Below are 17,336 nucleotides of genomic sequence, written 5' to 3'. Positions count from 1 at the left end.
GAGGCCATGACGAAAGCGGATATCATCCTTCGGATTTATGAAAAAGTCGGATTCTCCAAGAAGGACGCGACGGACGTCGTCGAGGCGACCTTCGACATCATCAAGAGCTGTCTCGAGCGCGGGGAGAAGGTGAAGATCTCCGGGTTCGGGAATTTCGTCGTCAATACCAAGCGGCCGCGCAAGGGACGCAATCCCCAGACCGGCGACGAGATCATCATCGTCGGCCGCAAGGTGCTGACGTTCAAGGCGAGCCAGATCCTCAAGAAGAGCCTGAACGCGATACCCGCCCCGAGCGCTCCTCCGCCGTCGTCCGAAAGCTGAGCGATGACGCATCGCTTGCCCGACAAGATCTACTTCAAGATCGGCGAAGTGAGCGATATCGTCGGGGTGGAGCCGTACGTCCTGCGCTACTGGGAGACCGAATTCGACCTGCTGAAGCCCGCCAAAGCCCCGTCGCGCCACCGCCTCTACAAGAAAAAGGACGTCGAGCTGCTGCTCGACATCAAGCGGTTGCTCTACACCGAAGGCTTCACCATCGAGGGAGCCCGCAAGAAGCTCAGGGCGGCCAGGAGAGAAGAGCGCAGCCAGCTCAAGCTGCCGTTGTCCGAGCAAAAATATCGGGCGGCTCTCGTGCGCATCAAGCGGGAGCTGGAATCGCTGCGCAAGCGCCTGGGCTAGCTCCGGCGTCCGCTGAAATTGATTTCGCGCGGCCGTAGTGTTAGCTTGGCCATCCATCGGGGCGTAGCGCAGCCTGGTAGCGCACACGCTTGGGGTGCGTGTGGTCACCGGTTCAAATCCGGTCGCCCCGACCATTTTCCTTCTTTCGACCACGGCGACCGCGCTCCGCGGTTCGCTCTTCTTCGAGCCGGGGACCGTTTTCTGGGCAAAAAACCGCCGATCCATTGCTCCGCACGCATGCGGTCCTTCCTGCGGTTCGGAATCCCACGACCGTATTTTCCGATCTTTGGTAGCGCGGGCCCGCGGTCAGCTCGTCGGAAAAATCCGGGATCGTAAAAAATAGCGCGCCCGTCCCGGCTTTGGCCGTGGGATGGCCGGGAAAAAGGCGCCGGCATGTCGCCGGAGGGCTCGGCTCGTGCCGGGCCGGGGTGGCATGTCAGTTGCTCTGCTACCGCTAGCGCTCCGCGCGCGGCGGCTGGGAATGCTCTTTCGGGCCTGGCCCGATCGCGTCCGGGTCCTGTGCCGGGCGTCCGGCGCGAAGCTCAAGCAGATCCCGCCGCCGCAGCAAACCGGCTTGCGAGGGCACGGTGCACGACTCCCGAACCGAACGAGCAAGAGAAAACGTCTGGATCAAATCGACCTGCTCCATGTGTTGGAACACCTGCGGCATTCGGGTGAACCGGGTGGACGGGGTGATCGTCAAGATCGAGGGCGATCCGGACTGCCCGCAGAACCGCGGCCGGATTTGCGCCAAGGGGAACTCGGGCTTCATGTCGCTCTACGATCCGAGACGCGTGCTCCATCCGATGCGGCGCACCAATCCCGCGAAGGGCTTCGACGTCGATCCGCGATGGGAGCGGATCTCGTGGGAACAGGCGCTGGCGACCATCGCCGAGCGGCTGGCGAGGATCCGGCGCGACGATCCGCGCAGGCTGGCGGTCTCTTCTTTCGACACGAGAGGGCAGTCGGGGGTGTTCTTCGCCTCGTGGGCCGCGGCTTTCGGAACCCCGAATTTCTGGGGCGCCGGCGCCCAGTACTACTGCGGCAACGGTTTTCATCCCGTGACCTATCTCACCCACGGCACCTGGTTCGGCGAGCCGGACATCCGCCGTTGCCGGTTCCTCATGCTCTTCGGCACGCAAAACGGATCGGTGACGAACCATTTGCCGATGGAGCTGGCCGCGGAGATGGCGGACGCCCGGATGGGCGGCATGAAGCTGGTCGTCGTCGACCCCGTCGGCATCAACGCCGGCTCCAAGGCGCACGAGTGGGTGCCCATCCGCCCGGGGACGGACGCGGCGCTGGCGCTTTCGATGATTCACGTCCTGCTCAACGAGGAAGGCGTTTACGACCGCGAGTTCCTGACGCGATACACCAACGGCCCGTATCTGATCGCCGCCGACGGCCACTATCTCAGGGACGGCGCCACCGGAAAGCCGTTGATGTGGGACGAGCTCGCGAGGCGGGCTCGTCCGTTCGACGACCCCGGTTTCGGCGAGATCGCCCTCGAGGGGAGGTTTTCCGTCGGAGGAAGGGAGCACCCGACCGCTTTCACGCTCTTCAAGGAAAACGTCCGCCGGTATCCCCCGGAAACGGCGGCCGGGATCACCACGGTTCCGGCGGAGACGATCCGCCGCCTGGCGCGCGAATTCGGCGAGGCCGCCGGCATCGGCGGCACCGTCATGATCGGCGGCCATAAGCTTCCGTACCGCCCGGCGGCGGCCAACTGGTACCGGGGCGCGACCGCCCACAAGCACGGGATGCTGGCCGGGCTGGCGATCCAGCTCATGAACGTGATCGTGGGCGCGATCGACGTGCCGGGCGGCCATCTGGGAGGCAGTCCGGTGTCGCGCACCGCGCCGCTCACGTGGTCGCCGGCGGCGTCCGCGGACGGACTGCTCGTGCCCGAAGGTTACGCGCGCCGGCGCAAGCCGCCGTACCCCGCTACCCGGGTGAGAAAGCCGGAGCGTTACGACCTGCTCGATCTCTGCCCGGTGGCGCCGTACGGCGGGCCGTTCTTCACCGAGGCCCTGCTCCACCCCGAGCTGTTCAAGCTCGATTACGATCTGGACACCCTGATCGTCTGCCGCAGCAATCTGCTGATGACCTGCGCCAACCCGGATCAGATGGCGGAGGCTCTGAAGAAGATCCCGTTCGTCGTGGCGTTCGCCTGCGAGCTGAACGAGACGGCGGAGTTCGCCGACATCCTGCTTCCCGACACGCATTATCTGGAGCGCCTCGACGCGATCCCCAACGAGCCCACGGAGTTCGTCGGCGCCGGCGAGGGCCCATGGTACTGGATGCTGCGCCAGCCGGTGATCGAGCCGAGGGGGGAGGCGCGGAGCTGGGTGGAGGTGCTTTTCGATCTCGCCGACGAGCTCGGGTTCCGCGGCGACCTCTACGCGCTGCTCAACGCCACGCTCGACCTGAAAGAGCCGTTCGCCTGTCGAGCGGATGAAAGATACACGTGGGCCGAGCTGGCGGACCGATGGTTGAAATCATGGTTCGGGGAACAAAAAGGGCTCGAGTGGTTCAAGGAGCACGGGACGCTCGTCACCGGCGAGAAGCAGGTCGAGGAGGCCTATCCTCGAGCGTTCCTAAAGGCGCGCATTCCGGTCTACCTCGAGTATCTCCTGACCGCGGGCGAAGAGGTGAAAAAACTCACCCGGGAGCTGGGCATTCCGTGGGACGCAACCGACTACCAGGCCCTGGTGGACTGGAAACCGTGCGAAGAGCTCCGGCAGGACTCGCCCGGGCACGATCTGTTCGTGGTGAACTTCAAGCTTCCCTTCCATTCGCTCAGCTACACGACCCATAACGGATACCTGAAGGAGCTGAGCGAAAAGGATCCGGACGCCTGTTCCCTGCTGCTCAACGAGGACACCGCGCGCCGAAAAGGCATCGCGACCGGGGATCTCATCCGGCTTTCCACGAGATTCGGCCATCGAGCGGAGGGCCGGGCGTACGTCACCGCGTGCGTCCATCCCGAGGTCGTCGGGATTGCGGGCTGCTTCGGGCGCAGGAGCCGGGCGCTCCACTCCTTCGGAAAGGGAGTCCATTTCAACAGCTTCATTCCGCAGAGGCTCGACCGCATCGATGCGCTCTCGGCGGCCCTGGACTCCTGCGTCCGGGTGAAGGTCGAGAAGGTCGGTTCGTAGGCGCCGCGGGAGGCGGCGGTTTTCGGCATGAGGGAGACCGGAAAGAATTCGGTCGCGGTCAAGGTCGTCTACTTCGGCCTGGTCCGCAACGCCGTGAAGAAAGCGGAGGAGACCGTGGAGCTTCCCGCCGGCTCGACCGTGCGGGACCTCGTGGACGTGCTCTGCGGGCGCCACGGCGCGGCGCTGCGCGACGCTATCCTGACCGCAGACGGAACGCCGGGGTCGAGCGTGATGCTTCTCCTGGACGGAACGAACATCCTGCGCCGGAGCGGGCTGGACACCGCCATCGTCGACGACGGGTCCTTACACGTGCTTCTGACAACCACGGCGATGTCGGGCGGTTGAAATCGAGGGAAGCACGGCTCCGGGGGCGCATTCGATCTTCTGGAGCGCTTCGGCGGGATCGAAGGGTTGACCGCGAAGATCCGCTTCGGCTTCTCTCGCCTTTTTCTCGACCGGCCGGAGTGCGCTCAGTTGCTGCCGACCACGATCCGCTCGTCGTCGAGGGTGCCGATCTCGAAGGTGATGTCGAAGCTTATGACCCGGTCGCGAAGAAAGATGAAGAGATCCCCTCCGCTGCTCGCGAGCAGATGGAAGCCGCCGAAGGAGTAATAGCCCTTCGGCGGGGAGGCCCCGGTCCCTCCCGGGTTGGGGGGGAGAATCTCGATGGGGCGGCCGTCGTAAAAGCCGACGACGTTGCGTTTGTCCTTCCAGGCCTTGGCGGCGAGATCGACCTTGCCGGTTCGCGGATCGGTGACGGTCAGATGCTCGCTCGCGTGATAGAGGGCCGCCAGCTCCGGATCGGTCAGCAGCACCGGCAGGACCTGATCGAACGGAAGCTTGCTGTATTTTTCCTCCCAGAGCCTCGCCGGAATCAGCAGGTGGGCGTGGTCCAGATCGAGCGGGAAAAGATATCTTGCCGCACCCGCCTTCAACATCTCCTTGAGATGCCGGGTGGTTTCGGAGACGAACCGGCAAGGGGCCGAGAATCCCTTGCCGTTCTGCGTCGCGGTGAACTCCCCCTGGCCCCAAAAGCAGCCTTTGGCCCTTACCGGATTTTGCAGGCGCGGCCCGAATTTTTCCTGATAGCGGTAGATCAACTCGATTTCCTCCGCCGTGAAGTACCACGGCTCGCGCTCGTCGATCTGGGCGCCGGCGGGCGGGACCCAGGCCAGCGCGATGGCGCAGACCAGGCCGTACACCCAAAGAGCCTTCTTTCCCAGTGCCATGTGCATGATGGAACTCCGTCTATAGAAACGGCGCATAGACACCTGCCTTGATGACCGCGTATTTCGAGAACCAGTTTCCAGCGAGCGTCATCGCCGCGACCGGAACAGCCACCAGGGGATCGAGGCGGCCGGAGTACAGAGCGTAAGCGCTCAAGAGCGCTGGAGCCAGAAATCCCAGGCCGATGGTGCCCGTCAGGAACGCCCCCTGCAGATCGCCCGCCGTCAGCCGCGCCACCGAAAGCTTCGCCGCCGGGTGAGCCGCGCTGCCGTTCAAGAGGTGGGCGATGAACAGCAGCGTGGTGAGCGCGAGGAAAACGAGCTCCATCGCCAGCCAGGCGGAGAGAACGGAATCCGCAACCGGAACCCACGCGGCGGACAGGAGCGCGAGGCCGAAAGCGCTCGCGAAAGCGAAGCTCAGAAACTGAAGCGGTATCAGGGCCGTGTTCCAGAACGGGATCGACGGAGAACAGGCCAGGACCAGCCCCGGATAGACGATGACGACGAACGCGGAAGCTCCGGCGATCGCCTGCAACAAAAGCCCCAACGGAGAGCTGCCGGCCCACGGAAGCCATGCCAGCGGGCGCGTCCCGCCCCAGTCGAAATCGGCCGCCATCCAGAGCCCCTCGAGGGCCAGGAAGACGAAGTCGCAGATCGCCCCGATGCTGATCCACGAGGTGCGCGGATTCATCAGCGCGCGCAAGACGCGCCACGGGCGGCCCAGGTCGGCGATCAGAATCAGGCCGCCGGCGGATATCAGGGCGACGCTCGAGAGGTCCGCGACGGCGATGCCGAACCAGCGGCCCAGCTCGATGCCGAAGAGCAAGCGGTTGATGAAGAGCGCGCCGCCCATGCCCATCGCGAAAAACCAGCTCGCATGCGGGATGCCCCAGACGTTTTGCGGCTTGGGTTCCATGATCCACGTGCCGGCGGTGAAGGGATTGACTGCGGCGCTCACGTCCTGGTCCTTTCTAGCGAGCGTAATAGACGGACGGGTCGGTGCCGGCCTCGGGCCGGGGCTGCATCGCGGTTCTCTCCCTTATGACCCGGGAGATCTCGCTTTGGGGATCGTCGAGATCTCCGAAAATCCGGCAGCGCGTGGGGCAGGTCTGGACGCAAGCGGGCTCGTAGTTTCCCTGGTCGATCCGGTGCACGCAGAAAGTGCATTTCTGCGCGGTTCCGACGCGGTGATTCGGGAAAGCTTTTTCGAAAGGCGTCAGCTCGTCGCCGAACGCCCCGCGCTGCTCCTCGACGAAGCTCAACGCCCCGTAAGGGCAAGCGGCGATGCAGGCGCGGCTCCCGCAACACCTGTCGTGGTCGACCAGAACGATGCCGTCGGCCCGCTTGCTGATGGCTCCGGTGGGGCATGCCTTCATGCAGAGCGGTTCTTTGCAGTGAAAGCAGAGCGTCGGCAGGAACAACCGCTTTGCGGTCGGATAAGTACCGACCTCCTTTTCGAAAACCGGAGCGTACCAGACCCCGGGCGGCGTGCCGTTTTCGGCTTTGCAGGCGACGCTGCAGGCATAACAGCCGACGCAGCGCGCCAGATCAATCACCATTCCCCATCGCATCGTTCACCTTCTGAAAAATGGCCCGGCGATCCGATGTACGCCGCAGTTTTTGTGTGATTCTGCATTTCGCGTGCCACGCTTTTCGCGCGGGCAACGCTGGCTGGAAGCGCGGCCGGTTCCCGATTCTGGGAAAAATGAGCGATGGCTTCCTAAAATCCGGAGAGCCTCGGAGTGATGAAGACGATCACCGAACCCCGCCGAATCGCGCGCTAACGAAGGGCGTTTCCCGGCGGGCCCGCCTCCCCTGGGTCAATGATCGTCATCGTGGTCGTCTGTTTTTCGATCGTTTTCCTTTCCGCCGGCTTCGACCCGCCGTTTTCCGTTCCCGAGCGTGCGCTCCAGACCACGGATGAGATCCTGGCGCTCGGCGGCCGACAGCCAACCCCAGGGATAGTACCAGGGGGGCATCGATCCCTTGCGGACCGTTGCTGCGGACTCTCCCGCCTCCTCCTGCCGCCTGTCCCATTCCGAGAAATTGAGCTCCCTGCGCCCCCTTTTCACGTCGCGGTCGATCAACCACGAGATCGGGGCGATGTTGGAATACCACGGCCAGACCGTCCGGTTGCTGTGACAGTCGAAGCAAGCCCGCACCGCCAGCTCCCGCGTTCGGGGATCGTCCCGGGCCGGCTCCTGGCGCACGGGTGGATTGGTGTGGTCGCGCCCGTAGGGCACGGCTTGCATCACGAGCAAGACCGCGATCAATGCCAGGAGTGATTTCCGCATCCATGATCTTGCCATTGTTGTCTTCCCTCCGTTCGACGAACGATCGATAATCCTGCGGCGAGCTCATCGCTTTGCGTCGCCGATTTTCGCCGGACTCCGGCCTCGACATGTCGCGGTGGGAGGCATCACAAATCGTGCCAGGGCGAGAGCGACCGAAGTGGCGGCCGTTCCGTCGGATCGGCCGGCTCGCAGGCGAGGGGATTCTCACGGACGCCGCCGCCTCTTCGCGGGCGTATCGCAGAGCCGCAAAGGCGCGACCGGCGCGCCTTGAAGCCGGAGTAAATTCCCGGAACGGAGCTTGCGTCCGGTGCGCCGGGCGACTACAGTGCCCATGTACGAACGGCGCGGATTGATCGATTGAACCGGCGCGAAGCGCCGGAATCGGAAAGCCTCTCCGGAGGAGGCGCGCCGGGAGTTCGGCAGGTGATATATTCGGGAGGGCACGTCGATGAGGATCAAGGGTGTAACGAAGGAGGAGGCCAGCGAGGAGGCGCGCGCGATCTTCGAGGAGCAGGAAAAGCGCTACGGCTTCGTGTCGAATACCGCGAAAATCTACGCCTTGAGACCGACGATCCAGAAAGGAGTCCAGGCGCTGGCGGCGGGGATTCAGGCTTCGGGGCTCGTCGAACCCGAGCTGCGCCATCTGCTCTGCGTCAAGACCGCCAGTATCAACGGCTGCCCGTTCTGAATCGACATCAACGCATCCAGTGCGATGCATCACGGAGCGGCGGCGGAAAAGGTGGAGGCGGTGCTGGGCGACTACAAGAAAAATCCTCTGTTCTCCGAGCGGGAACGTCTGGCCCTGGAGCTGGCGGAGCGAATGACGTACACGAGCAAACGGGTTACCGACCGATTTTTCAACCGCCTCAAACGCCACTTCAGCGACGAAGAGCTGGTCGAATTGGCTGCGATCATCGCGCTCGAAAACTTTCGCAGCAAATTCAACCCCGTGTTCGGGGTGGAACCCAACGGATTCTGCGCGCTGCCGGGAGTGCAGGAGGCCGCGGCAGCCGCCGTTCAGCGCTTCCGCTGAGATAGGCTTCACAAGGCGAACGCTTCAGACGGGCATGATCCCGTGTTTTTTCCCGGGAAGCTCGTCGACCTTCCCGGCGCAGAGCTCGAGCGCCTTGATGACCCTCGGCCGGATCTCCCTGGGGTCGATGATGTCGTCGACGTGCTGGTGCGCCGCCGAGTAGTACGGATTGACGTAACGTTCGAAGAACTCGGCGAGCTTTTCCGCCCGGGTCCTGTCCGGGTCCGCGGATTCGGCGATTTCCTTGCGGAAAAGGATATTGACCGCGCCCTCCGGGCCCATCAGGCAGACCTCGGCGGTCGGGAGCGAAAAAACGAAATCCGCGCCGAGATCCTTGCTGCACATCGAGAGGTACCCGCCGGCGTAGGCCTTCCGCAGCACCACCGTGATCTTGGGTACGGTCGCCTCCGCGAACGCGTAGAGCATTTTCGCTCCGTGGCGGATGATCCCCTTGCGCTCCATCTCGTTGCCGATCAGAAAGCCGGGAATGTCCTGGAGGCTGAGCAGCGGGATGTTGAACGCGTCGCAGAACCGCACGAAGCGCGAGCCCTTGTCGGACGCGTCCACGTCGAGGCAGCCGGCGAGATGCTTCGGGTTGTTGGCGACGATGCCGACCGGACGCCCGTGGAGGCGAGCGAAGCCGATGACGAGGTTGGGCGCGAACTCTTTCTTGAGCTCGAAGAACTTGCCGTCGTCGACGACGCGATGGATGACCTCGTGGATGTCGTAGGCCTGGCGCGGGTCGACCGGGATGAGGCGGAGCAGCTCTTCGTCCCGGCGCTCCGGGTCGTCGCGCGGCGGCTCGATCGGCGGCTGCTCGCGGCAGTTCGGCGGTAGATATCCCAGCAGCTCCCTGGTCCGGTCAAGGCAGTCGCGGTCGTCCCGCGCCGTGAGATCGGAGACGCCGCTCAGCCGTCCGTGGACCGCGGGCCCTCCCAGCTCCTCGTTGGACGTCTTCTTGAAGACCACCGCTTCCACGAGCGGCGGTCCGGCGATGAACATGTAGCTGGTTTTCTCCACCATGAAGATGAAGTCCATGAGCGCCGGCGAGTAGGCCTGCCCGCCGGCGACCGGACCCATGATGAGGGCGATCTGCGGAATCACGCCCGAAGAGCGGACGTGACGGAAAAAAAGCTGCCCGTATTCGCTGAGCGCCCCCATCTCCTCGGTGACCCGCGCGCCGCCGGAATCGTTGATGCCGATCACCGGCACTCCCATCTTGCGCGCGAGATCCACCGTCTTGCAGATTTTCTTGCCGTGCCGCTCGCCGAAAGTCCCGGCGATCACGGTGAAATCCTCGGAGTAAACGAAGACGTCCCGGCCGTTGATCTTGCCGTGGCCGGTCACCACGCCGTCGGCGGGAACCTCGGCTCGGTCCAGGCCGTAATCGGTTCCGATGTGCCGCGCGAAGAGGTCGAACTCGACGAAGGTCCCCGGATCGAGCAGGTAGTCAATCCGCTCGCGCGCGGTCATCTTGCCCTGCGCGTGTTGCTTCTCCTGCAGTTTGAGCCCGCCGCCTTGCTTGATCCGCTCGCGCCGCTCGTTCAGCTCCTGCAGCTTTTCCTCCATGCTTCGCATAGGGTCGACCCTCTCTCGGTTGCCGGCGACCTCGAGCTTCCGCCCGACGCCTTCAGTCGCCGGTGAAGTTCGGCTTTCTCTTCTCCAGAAAGGCCCGGGTGCCCTCGTTGAGGTCGTGCGTCGAGGCAAGCGCGCCGAAGGCGCGCGCCTCCAGCTCGAGTCCCGAGGCGAGGTCGATTTCCGTGCTCCGGTTGATCAGCATTTTCGACGCTTGAAGCGCAAGTCGCGGAAGCGCGGCCAGTTTCGCCGCAAAGCTCCGGGCTTCGTCCGCGAGCGACGCTTTCGGGACCACCTTGAGGACCAGCCCGAGGCGCAGCGCTTCCTCGGCGGTGATCGGATCTCCGGTGAAAATCATCTCCTTGGCCTTGGCGAGACCGATGGCGCGCGGCAGACGTTGGGTTCCGCCGCCGCCCGGGAAGGCGCCGATCTTGATCTCGGGCAGGCCGAAGCGTGCCCCCTCCGCGGCGATGCGGAAGTCGCACGCCAGAGCCAGCTCGCAGCCTCCGCCGAGGGCGAAACCGGCGACGGCCGCGACGACGGGTTGCGGCAGCGACTCGACCTGGTCGAACAGGACCTGGAACTCGCGCGCGTGCCGGTACGTGGCCTCCGCGCTGCGGGCTTCCTGGATCTCGCCAATGTCGGCTCCGGCGCAGAACGTCTCGTCCCCGCCCGTGATGACCACCGCGCGGGTCGTTTTGTCCTCGGCGATCTCCCGGAGCGCCTGCCCGAGCTCGCTTCTGAGCTCGGCGTTGAGGGCGTTCTTCTTCTGGGGCCGGTTGAGCTGAACGACGGAGACGGCGTCGGCTTTCTGAACCACCAAATTTCGGAACATGGGATCCCCTTTCTTCGGTTTCAAGCGAATTGCGCTACCAGGTCGGCGTAGGCGCCCCCGCCGCGCGCCCGGGCCGCCCGCTGGATCTCGCTGCATCTATCCTCGAGGGTCGGGCGCTCGGCGCGGTGGAGGACGCCGAGGTAAATTTTCTCTTCGTGGGTCGCGAGCCGCAGCGCCTCGAGCGGCTTTGCCGGGTCGTGATCGGACGGAACCGACGCCATCGCCTTGATGATCCGGGCGACGTTCATGTCGGTGGTGTTGAAGGACGCGCAGCTGGCCAGGATCTCGATGAAGGAGAACCCGCGGTGGCGGATTCCCTCGAGAATCAGGTTCTTCAGGTGCTCCTTCTTGACGGAAAAGCCGCGCGCCACGAAGCTGGCTCCGTAGACGATCGCGAGAGCGGCGGGATTGACGGTTTCTCCCGGCAGCCCGAAGGGGCTGGTCTTGGTCACCGCGGACAGCATCGTCGTCGGGGAAAACTGCCCTTTGGTCATGCCGTAAATGGCGTTGTTGAACAGCAGATAGGTGAAATCGACGTTGTTGCGGGCGGCGTGGGGCAGATGTCCGCCTCCGATCGCCAGGCCGTCGCCGTCTCCGCCCACCACGACCACCGTCAGCTTCGGATTCGCCAGCTTGACCCCCTGGGCGATCGGCAGCGCGCGGCCGTGGATGCCGTGGAACCCGTACGCTTTGACGAAGTAGGGAAGGCGGCTCGCGCACCCGATCCCCGACACCAGCGCCAGCTCGTGGCTGGGGACGCCCAACTCGGCGAAAGCCTCGATCAGGCTGGAAAGGATGCCGTAGTAGCCGCATCCCGGACACCAGACCGGGCAGACGCCGCTCAGGTATTCACACGCGCTGTCCTGCAGCTTTTCCATGGGTCGGCTTGCTCCTCGCCGCGATCTCCTCGGCGGCCTCGACGATTTTTTCCACGATCTCCCCCGGGCTCAGGGGGACTCCCTTCACCTTGGTCAGGCTCGTGGTGCGGATTCCGTACGTCGCCCGGAGAAGGGCGGCGAACTGCCCCGTGAAGTTGAGCTCCGGAACGATAACCCGTTTGACGGCGCCGAGAAACTTAGCGAGATCTCGATGGGGCAGGGGACTGAGAATCCTCGGAACGAAGCCGCGAACCGGGATGCCCATCCGGTTGGCGGCGGCGATCGCCTCCTCCGCCGGGCCGGCGCTCGATCCCCAGGTGACGACGCCGATGTCGGCATCGGGATCGCCGAAATGGGACGAGAGGTCGCGGACCAGCGCGTCGTCGTTGATCGCCTCGAGCTTGCGATGTCGCTTCACCGACATCGCCGTGTGCGCCTCTTCGTCGCAGGCGAAATTTCCCAGCTCGTCGTGCTCCATTCCGGTGACCATGTGCTCGCCGCCCTCGGTTCCCGGGACGGCGGCCGGCGAGACCGCCGGGCCGAGCCGGTAGCGGGCATAAGCCGCGCCCCCGGCCGGCTCGGCGAGCAGCCGAAGCGCCGCCGGCTTTCTTTCGACCAGGCCCGGCTCCACCGTCTCCAGGCGTGCCGAGAGAGCCTGGTCGATCAGGACGATGACGGGAAGCTGGTATTTTTCCGCCAGGTCGAAGGCCAGCCCGGTCATGCGGAAGCAATCGGCGACAGAGGTCGGCGCCACCACGACGCGAGGGGAGTCGCCGTGGGCGCCGTACAGGGCGAGGTTGAGGTCCGATTGCTCCGTCTTCGTCGGCATGCCCGTGCTGGGTCCGCCTCTCTGCGAGTCGACGATGACCGCGGGGATCTCCGCCATGGTCAGCAGACCGATGGTCTCGGACATCAGGGAAAGGCCCGGCCCGGAGGTGGCCGTCATGCTGCGCGCGCCGGCCCAGGACGCTCCGGCCAGGCAGCCGATGGCGGCGATCTCGTCTTCGGTCTGCAGAACCTTTCCGCCCAGCCGCGGCAGATGAAGCGCGAGCCACTCCATGATCTCCGAAGCGGGCGTGATCGGGTAGCCGAAGAAGCACTTCACGCCGGCGGCGACGGCGCCGAGCGCAACAGCCTCGTTTCCGGACAGGAGCAGCTTGTTTTGTTTGCCGCCCGGGGGCAGGCGGATCGTCTTGCGGCCGCTGCAGTGCTCCCGCGCGTAATCCAGCCCCCGGCGCAGCGCTTCCAGGTTGTGCTCCAGCACGGCCCTGTTTTTCCTGGCGAATTTTTCGCTCAGCAGCTTTTCCACGGCCGGTTTCGGCAGGCCGAGCAGGTGGCTCAGGACGCCGAGCACGACGATGTTCTTGCTGATGCGGCTGCCGATCTCGCGCACCGCGATCCGCTCGAACGGGATCCTGTAGACGGTTCGCGGCGCGCCCTCGTCCGGCAGCTCGCATTCCGCTTCACACACGAGCGCTCCGTCCTCTCCGAGATCCTCGAGGTTGTCGTCGAGCGCCTGCTGGTTGAGGCAGACGAGCAGGTCGAGACGTTCGCCGTGGCACGACAGGGCTTTCTCGCTCAGCCGGAGCTGCATCATGCAGGGGCCGCCCTTGATCTCGGCGGGAAAGGTGCGGAACGTGACGAGGTGGAGCCCTTCGCGGGCGGCGATCTTGCAGAGGGTCTCGCCGATGGTGATCACCCCTTCGCCGGATTCTCCGGCGATCCTCAGAGTCAAATCAGGATGCATGGGCGCTTTCCTTCCAGCGGATGCCGTTGGCCTCGAGCACGGGCTCCCAGAAAGCCCAGCGGGCGTCGATGATCGCCTGCGCTTCCCGAACCATGTCCGGAAAGGCGCTCATCCCGGCGAACCGTTCCTGGAGCTTCAGGTACTCGGAAACCGGAAGAAATCTTTTCGGGACATAGTTGAGAGTGAAGAGCACCGTGTTGTCGCCGCGCTGGCGCTCGGCCTCGTAGAGGACCCAGGAACGGGTCTCCAGCGCCAACTCGGTGATCTCGTGAAACACGTCGGTATCGCTCTTCCAGCCCTCGGGGCAGACCGAATAGATCTCGAGCACGCACGGACCTTCGATCGCGGCGGCCTTCTGCGCCTTGATCATCAAATCACGGTGAAAGAGCGGACAGGCCGACGCCGCGTAGGCGGCGCCTGCGGCGATCGCCAGGTCGAGAAGATATTGCGGCCGGCGCTGGTTGCCGCGAATCGCTTTGCCGAACGGCGTCGTCGACGTCGTCGCGCCGAACGGCGTCGCCCCCGATCCCTGGACCCCGGTGTTCATGTAGGCCTGGTTGTTCAGGCAGACGTAGACGCCGTTTTCCCCGCGCGCGATCCATGCCAGAAAGGCCTGTAACCCGATGTCGTAGGTGCCGCCGTCGCCGGCGATGCCGACGTTGACGAAATCCTGCTCGCGGAGGACGCCCGTGCGGGCGAGCGCTCTGAGCGCCGCAATGTTGCCGCTCAGCGTCGCTCCGGTGTTGGGAAAATTGTTGTGATCGACCGAGACGGCGCCCCAGCAGGAGGTGTTTTGCGTGGTGATGACCTCGTTGCAGCCGGTTCCGATGCTGGCGACCACGTGCCTGCCGGTAAGCTTCATTGCGCGCAACAGCTGGTTCGTTCCCGTGACCATGCCGCAGCCGATGCACCCCTGATGGCCCGAGGTCAGCCCCGAGGTCGGGATCGCGCCGTAGTCGCCGACGTCGCGCACCGGTTCGGGAAGGAGAAAGCTGTGAGGATTGGGACCGATCGCGCGGTTGAACAGCACTCTATGCATCATGCCTCCCGGTCAGGACCGGATCTCCTCCAGAGGGGACGGCCAGCTCTCCTGGAGGTGCATCGCCGGCCGCCACTCGAGGAACTCCGGGGGAACGGAGAGACCTCGCCGCTCCTTGCCCGTTTTCCTGATCTCGCGATCCGAAGTCTCCGCAAAGCCCAGGCGAATCGCCTCGAGGCTCGCCTCGCGCGGCCTGGGAACGTGGCGCTCGTAGTATCGAAGGGCCGCGTCGAACGGCACCCTGTCGTAAGCTTTGTGGAGCGCCCCGAGCATCGCCATGTTGCAGTGGCTCAGCCCCAGGCGTTGCGAGATCTCGCTCGCTGGAACGGTCAGCACCCGGACGTCGGATTCGCCCGCTTTCAGGATCTCGCGAATCTTCCTGATCCCGAGGCGCGAGGTGTTGACGAGAAGCGTCCCTCCTTTCTTCAGGCCGTCAAGCACCCGGTGCTCGGGCGAGTGGAGTATCGTGTCGTCGTAGAGCGTCACGACGTCCCATCGCCGGCTGAAGGAGCGGACCCTCTGCTCTTTGCGGAAGTTCACCAACGTGTCCGTCGTGATGATCGCCCCTCGGCGCTCGGAGCCGAACGCGGGAACGGTGAGAAGCTGGTAGCCGTGCTCGATTCCGGCGCCGGTGAAGCCGACCGCGGAGGTGATCGCTCCCTGACCGGCCCGGCTGTAAATGCGGATCTCGTGGCTGTCGGACAAAACCGGCGCAAAATACCCGGCCTTGCGCTTCTGCTGCTTCCAGATCTCGCCCCACTTCTTCCAGAGCTTCGGATTCACTCGGTCCTGGGTCTCGACGAAGATCGGGTCTTCGTCGATGTCGAGCCAGTAGGGCTCGGTGCGGTAAGGCTTTCCGGCTGCGATGTTGTCCGCCAGATTGAACATGAGCTGAAAATGTTCCTGGGTAATCTCGCTTCCCCCCAGGCCGCCGATGACGCTGGCGACCCTGGGAGCACTGCTTCCCAGGTGCAGGTGGACCGTCGTCGCCACCCGCTGCGCCAGGGGCGGAAAAACGGCGCCGTGGTTCAATCCTTCGTCCAGCACCACCACCGCCTTCGTTCCCGCGCGCGCCAGGGCGTCGGCGATCCACTTTCCGGGAAAAGGCGAGAACAGCCGGATCTTGAGAAGCGCCACCCCTGGAATGCCCTCTTTGCCCTGGAGGTGTCTGGCGACGACCTCGCCGGCGCACGAGGATTCGCCGAGAACGGCGACCACCAGCTCGGCCTTTTCGTCGCCGATCCAGTCGAAGAGGCCGTAGGGCCGGTTGAAGACCTCGCCGAACTGCCTTCCCGCGGCCGCGGCCACGTCGATCGCGCGGGCGAGCGCGGCCATCTGGTTTCGTTTGTGCCTGCGATAGGGATGAGCCGAGAGCATCGCGCCGTAGGTGACCGGACGGTCGGCGTCGAACAGCGGATAGAGCGGAGCGAACGGCGGAAGATAGCGGTCCACCGACTCCTGCGAGGGAATCTCGACTCCCTCGTAGGCGTGCGTCCCGGTAAATCCTCTGAGGTTCACGGCGAAAGGAAGCCGCACCCGAGGGTCTTCGGCGATACGGTACCCCTGAACGATGCCGTCGAGCGCCTCCTGGGCGTCGGCGGCGAAGATCTGGATGGCGCCGCTGTCCCGCATGGCGTAGGCGTCCGAGTTGTCCGCCCAGATGTTGATGGGGGCGCCGGTCGCGCGGTTGCCGATGAACAGACCGCACGGGATGCCGCCGCCGGCGGCGTTCTCCAGCACCTCGATCATGTAGAGGAGGCCCTTCGAAGACGTGGCGGTGCCGGCTCTGACGCTCTTGCCCGCCGCGATGATCTGGCTGGCGGCGCTGTGCTCCGACTCGGCGTTGATCGTCACCGCTTCCATCACCCCGTCATAGACCCAACGGGAGATCTGCTGCGAGCAGGCGGTGGAAGGAGTGATGGGATAGTAGGGATAGCACAGGACTCGGGAGAGCCTGAATCCCCAGGCCGCCGCTGCGTTTCCTGACAGCACCGTTGCCACTGCGTCGAACCTCCCCGATTCACTCTCCGAAATGCTTCACCCGCATCGCGGGGTCGAAAGTCTTGCCGTCCACCAGGATGCAATCCGCCGCGGTGCGAAAGCATTCGACCCAGCAAATGAAGCAGCCCTTGCACGCGAGCGGATCGATCTCGTGGAAGCTCCCTTTCCCTTTCCCGACGAGGTGAATGGCGTTCTCCGGGCACATGACGGCGCATCGCCCGCATTCCTCGCCGAGACAGCCCTTGATGTCGATGGAAAACTCATGAGTGCGCCATCCGCTCACGTCTTTCGGCTTTTCGGCAAGATTTTCGATCACCGCTCCCCGGTGGAGGTCGTGACAGATGCGCGGGTCTTCGAAGACCTCGTGACGCGTCACGCTCCCTTCGACCCGATAGAGCAGAAGGCGCGCTTCGGGGCCCACGTTCGCCATCTCCTTGAGAAGCGCGGTCGTATCGAGTCCCTCGATCGGCTGCGCCGCCACCTCTTCGATGGTCAGGATCTCGGCGCGGGGCAGCCGCCGGGCGCGCGCCGCCTCGTCGGCCGCCGGGGCCCGGGCCGGGGCGCGGTCCCGCTTGTCGCGCATGGCGACGAGCTGCCCGTCGACGACGAACTCCTTGTATCGGCTGGCCGAGAGCAACACCTGCTTTTCCGCGCTCATGGGTGAACTCGCCTTCTCAACGCGATGCCGCCAGCGCGCGCGCCGGCTCGGCCGCAGCCGCGACCTGGGACGTTTCTTCCCGTCTTTTTTTTAGGCGGTTGATGCCGAGCAGGGCGGCGCCGAGGGCGCCGACCATATGGGGTTGCGGGGGGAGGTTGATTTTGCGTTTGAGGGTATCCTCGAGGGCTTTGACCATGCCGGGCTGCAGGGCGAC

The 17,336-nt window shown here is 64.9% G+C and carries 18 protein-coding genes and 1 tRNA gene; 7 read left to right on the top strand and 12 right to left on the bottom strand.

Annotation, left to right across the window (positions count from 1 at the left end; translation table 11 throughout):
• Positions 1-6: 6 nt before the first annotated feature.
• The 5 genes from VNN77_06865 to VNN77_06845 all read left to right on the top strand — a co-directional run bounded on the left by VNN77_06865 (position 7) and on the right by VNN77_06845 (position 4,181).
• On the top strand, positions 7-321 hold the full coding sequence (locus tag VNN77_06865; protein ID HXG51106.1) for an integration host factor subunit alpha: 315 nt from the start codon (positions 7-9) through the stop codon (positions 319-321).
• Between the two features lie 3 nt (positions 322-324).
• The gene (locus VNN77_06860; GenBank protein HXG51105.1) at positions 325-678 is read left to right on the top strand and encodes a MerR family transcriptional regulator; all 354 of its coding nucleotides are present in this window, start codon (positions 325-327) and stop codon (positions 676-678) included.
• 57 nt (positions 679-735) lie between these two features.
• A tRNA-Pro gene (locus tag VNN77_06855) sits at positions 736-812 on the top strand.
• Positions 813-1,265: 453 nt separating this feature from the next.
• Positions 1,266-3,836 carry a molybdopterin-dependent oxidoreductase gene (locus VNN77_06850; protein ID HXG51104.1) on the top strand — a complete coding sequence of 857 codons (2,571 nt, stop codon included), beginning with the start codon at positions 1,266-1,268 and terminating at the stop codon, positions 3,834-3,836.
• Positions 3,837-3,863: 27 nt separating this feature from the next.
• Complete coding sequence (locus VNN77_06845) at positions 3,864-4,181, top strand: MoaD/ThiS family protein (protein ID HXG51103.1); 318 nt, start codon at positions 3,864-3,866, stop codon at positions 4,179-4,181.
• A gap of 125 nt (positions 4,182-4,306) precedes the next feature.
• Here the strand turns inward: VNN77_06845 and VNN77_06840 are convergent, their stop codons facing one another.
• The 4 genes from VNN77_06840 to VNN77_06825 all read right to left on the bottom strand — a co-directional run bounded on the left by VNN77_06840 (position 4,307) and on the right by VNN77_06825 (position 7,356).
• Positions 4,307-5,071: a hypothetical protein gene (locus VNN77_06840; GenBank protein HXG51102.1), complete on the bottom strand. Its 765-nt coding sequence runs from the start codon at positions 5,069-5,071 to the stop codon at positions 4,307-4,309.
• A 13-nt stretch (positions 5,072-5,084) separates the two neighbouring features.
• Positions 5,085-6,020 (bottom strand): NrfD/PsrC family molybdoenzyme membrane anchor subunit, encoded by a 936-nt coding sequence (gene nrfD, locus VNN77_06835; GenBank protein HXG51101.1) that lies wholly within the window; start codon positions 6,018-6,020, stop codon positions 5,085-5,087.
• A 13-nt stretch (positions 6,021-6,033) separates the two neighbouring features.
• Positions 6,034-6,633, bottom strand: coding sequence for a 4Fe-4S dicluster domain-containing protein (locus tag VNN77_06830; GenBank protein ID HXG51100.1), 600 nt, complete (start codon positions 6,631-6,633; stop codon positions 6,034-6,036).
• A 249-nt stretch (positions 6,634-6,882) separates the two neighbouring features.
• Positions 6,883-7,356, bottom strand: coding sequence for a heme-binding domain-containing protein (locus VNN77_06825; protein ID HXG51099.1), 474 nt, complete (start codon positions 7,354-7,356; stop codon positions 6,883-6,885).
• Positions 7,357-7,804: 448 nt separating this feature from the next.
• On the opposite strand from VNN77_06825, the gene VNN77_06820 reads away from it, so the two are divergent.
• Positions 7,805-8,044: a hypothetical protein gene (locus VNN77_06820; protein ID HXG51098.1), complete on the top strand. Its 240-nt coding sequence runs from the start codon at positions 7,805-7,807 to the stop codon at positions 8,042-8,044.
• A gap of 24 nt (positions 8,045-8,068) precedes the next feature.
• Positions 8,069-8,389 (top strand): hypothetical protein, encoded by a 321-nt coding sequence (locus tag VNN77_06815; GenBank protein HXG51097.1) that lies wholly within the window; start codon positions 8,069-8,071, stop codon positions 8,387-8,389.
• A 24-nt stretch (positions 8,390-8,413) separates the two neighbouring features.
• Here VNN77_06815 and VNN77_06810 read toward each other — a convergent pair whose 3' ends face one another.
• The 8 genes from VNN77_06810 to VNN77_06775 form a co-directional block, all read right to left on the bottom strand.
• Positions 8,414-9,967 (bottom strand): acyl-CoA carboxylase subunit beta, encoded by a 1,554-nt coding sequence (locus VNN77_06810; protein ID HXG51096.1) that lies wholly within the window; start codon positions 9,965-9,967, stop codon positions 8,414-8,416.
• Positions 9,968-10,019: 52 nt separating this feature from the next.
• Positions 10,020-10,799, bottom strand: a complete 780-nt coding sequence (locus tag VNN77_06805; protein ID HXG51095.1) for an enoyl-CoA hydratase — start codon at positions 10,797-10,799, stop codon at positions 10,020-10,022.
• 20 nt (positions 10,800-10,819) lie between these two features.
• On the bottom strand, positions 10,820-11,677 hold the full coding sequence (locus VNN77_06800; GenBank protein ID HXG51094.1) for a thiamine pyrophosphate-dependent enzyme: 858 nt from the start codon (positions 11,675-11,677) through the stop codon (positions 10,820-10,822).
• Entirely contained in the window at positions 11,649-13,424 is a 1,776-nt protein-coding gene (locus tag VNN77_06795) for a 2-oxoacid:acceptor oxidoreductase subunit alpha (protein HXG51093.1), read from the bottom strand. Before VNN77_06795 ends, VNN77_06800 begins: the two co-directional genes overlap by 29 nt.
• Positions 13,414-14,466, bottom strand: coding sequence for a thiamine pyrophosphate-dependent enzyme (locus tag VNN77_06790; protein HXG51092.1), 1,053 nt, complete (start codon positions 14,464-14,466; stop codon positions 13,414-13,416). The genes VNN77_06795 and VNN77_06790 overlap by 11 nt, the downstream gene beginning before the upstream one ends.
• Positions 14,467-14,475: 9 nt before the next feature.
• A complete protein-coding gene (locus tag VNN77_06785) occupies positions 14,476-16,464 on the bottom strand; it encodes a 2-oxoacid:acceptor oxidoreductase family protein (GenBank protein ID HXG51091.1) in 1,989 nt (662 codons plus the stop codon).
• 19 nt (positions 16,465-16,483) lie between these two features.
• The gene (locus tag VNN77_06780) at positions 16,484-17,122 is read right to left on the bottom strand and encodes a hypothetical protein (GenBank protein ID HXG51090.1); all 639 of its coding nucleotides are present in this window, start codon (positions 17,120-17,122) and stop codon (positions 16,484-16,486) included.
• Positions 17,123-17,138: 16 nt separating this feature from the next.
• The coding region (locus VNN77_06775; protein HXG51089.1) for a hypothetical protein at positions 17,139-17,336 on the bottom strand (198 nt) is incomplete at its 5' end.

This window comes from Candidatus Zixiibacteriota bacterium (genome assembly GCA_035574315.1).
GTDB lineage: Bacteria > Desulfobacterota > Binatia > UBA9968 > UBA9968 > DATLYW01.
This window is presented reverse-complemented; position numbering and strand designations above follow the sequence as displayed.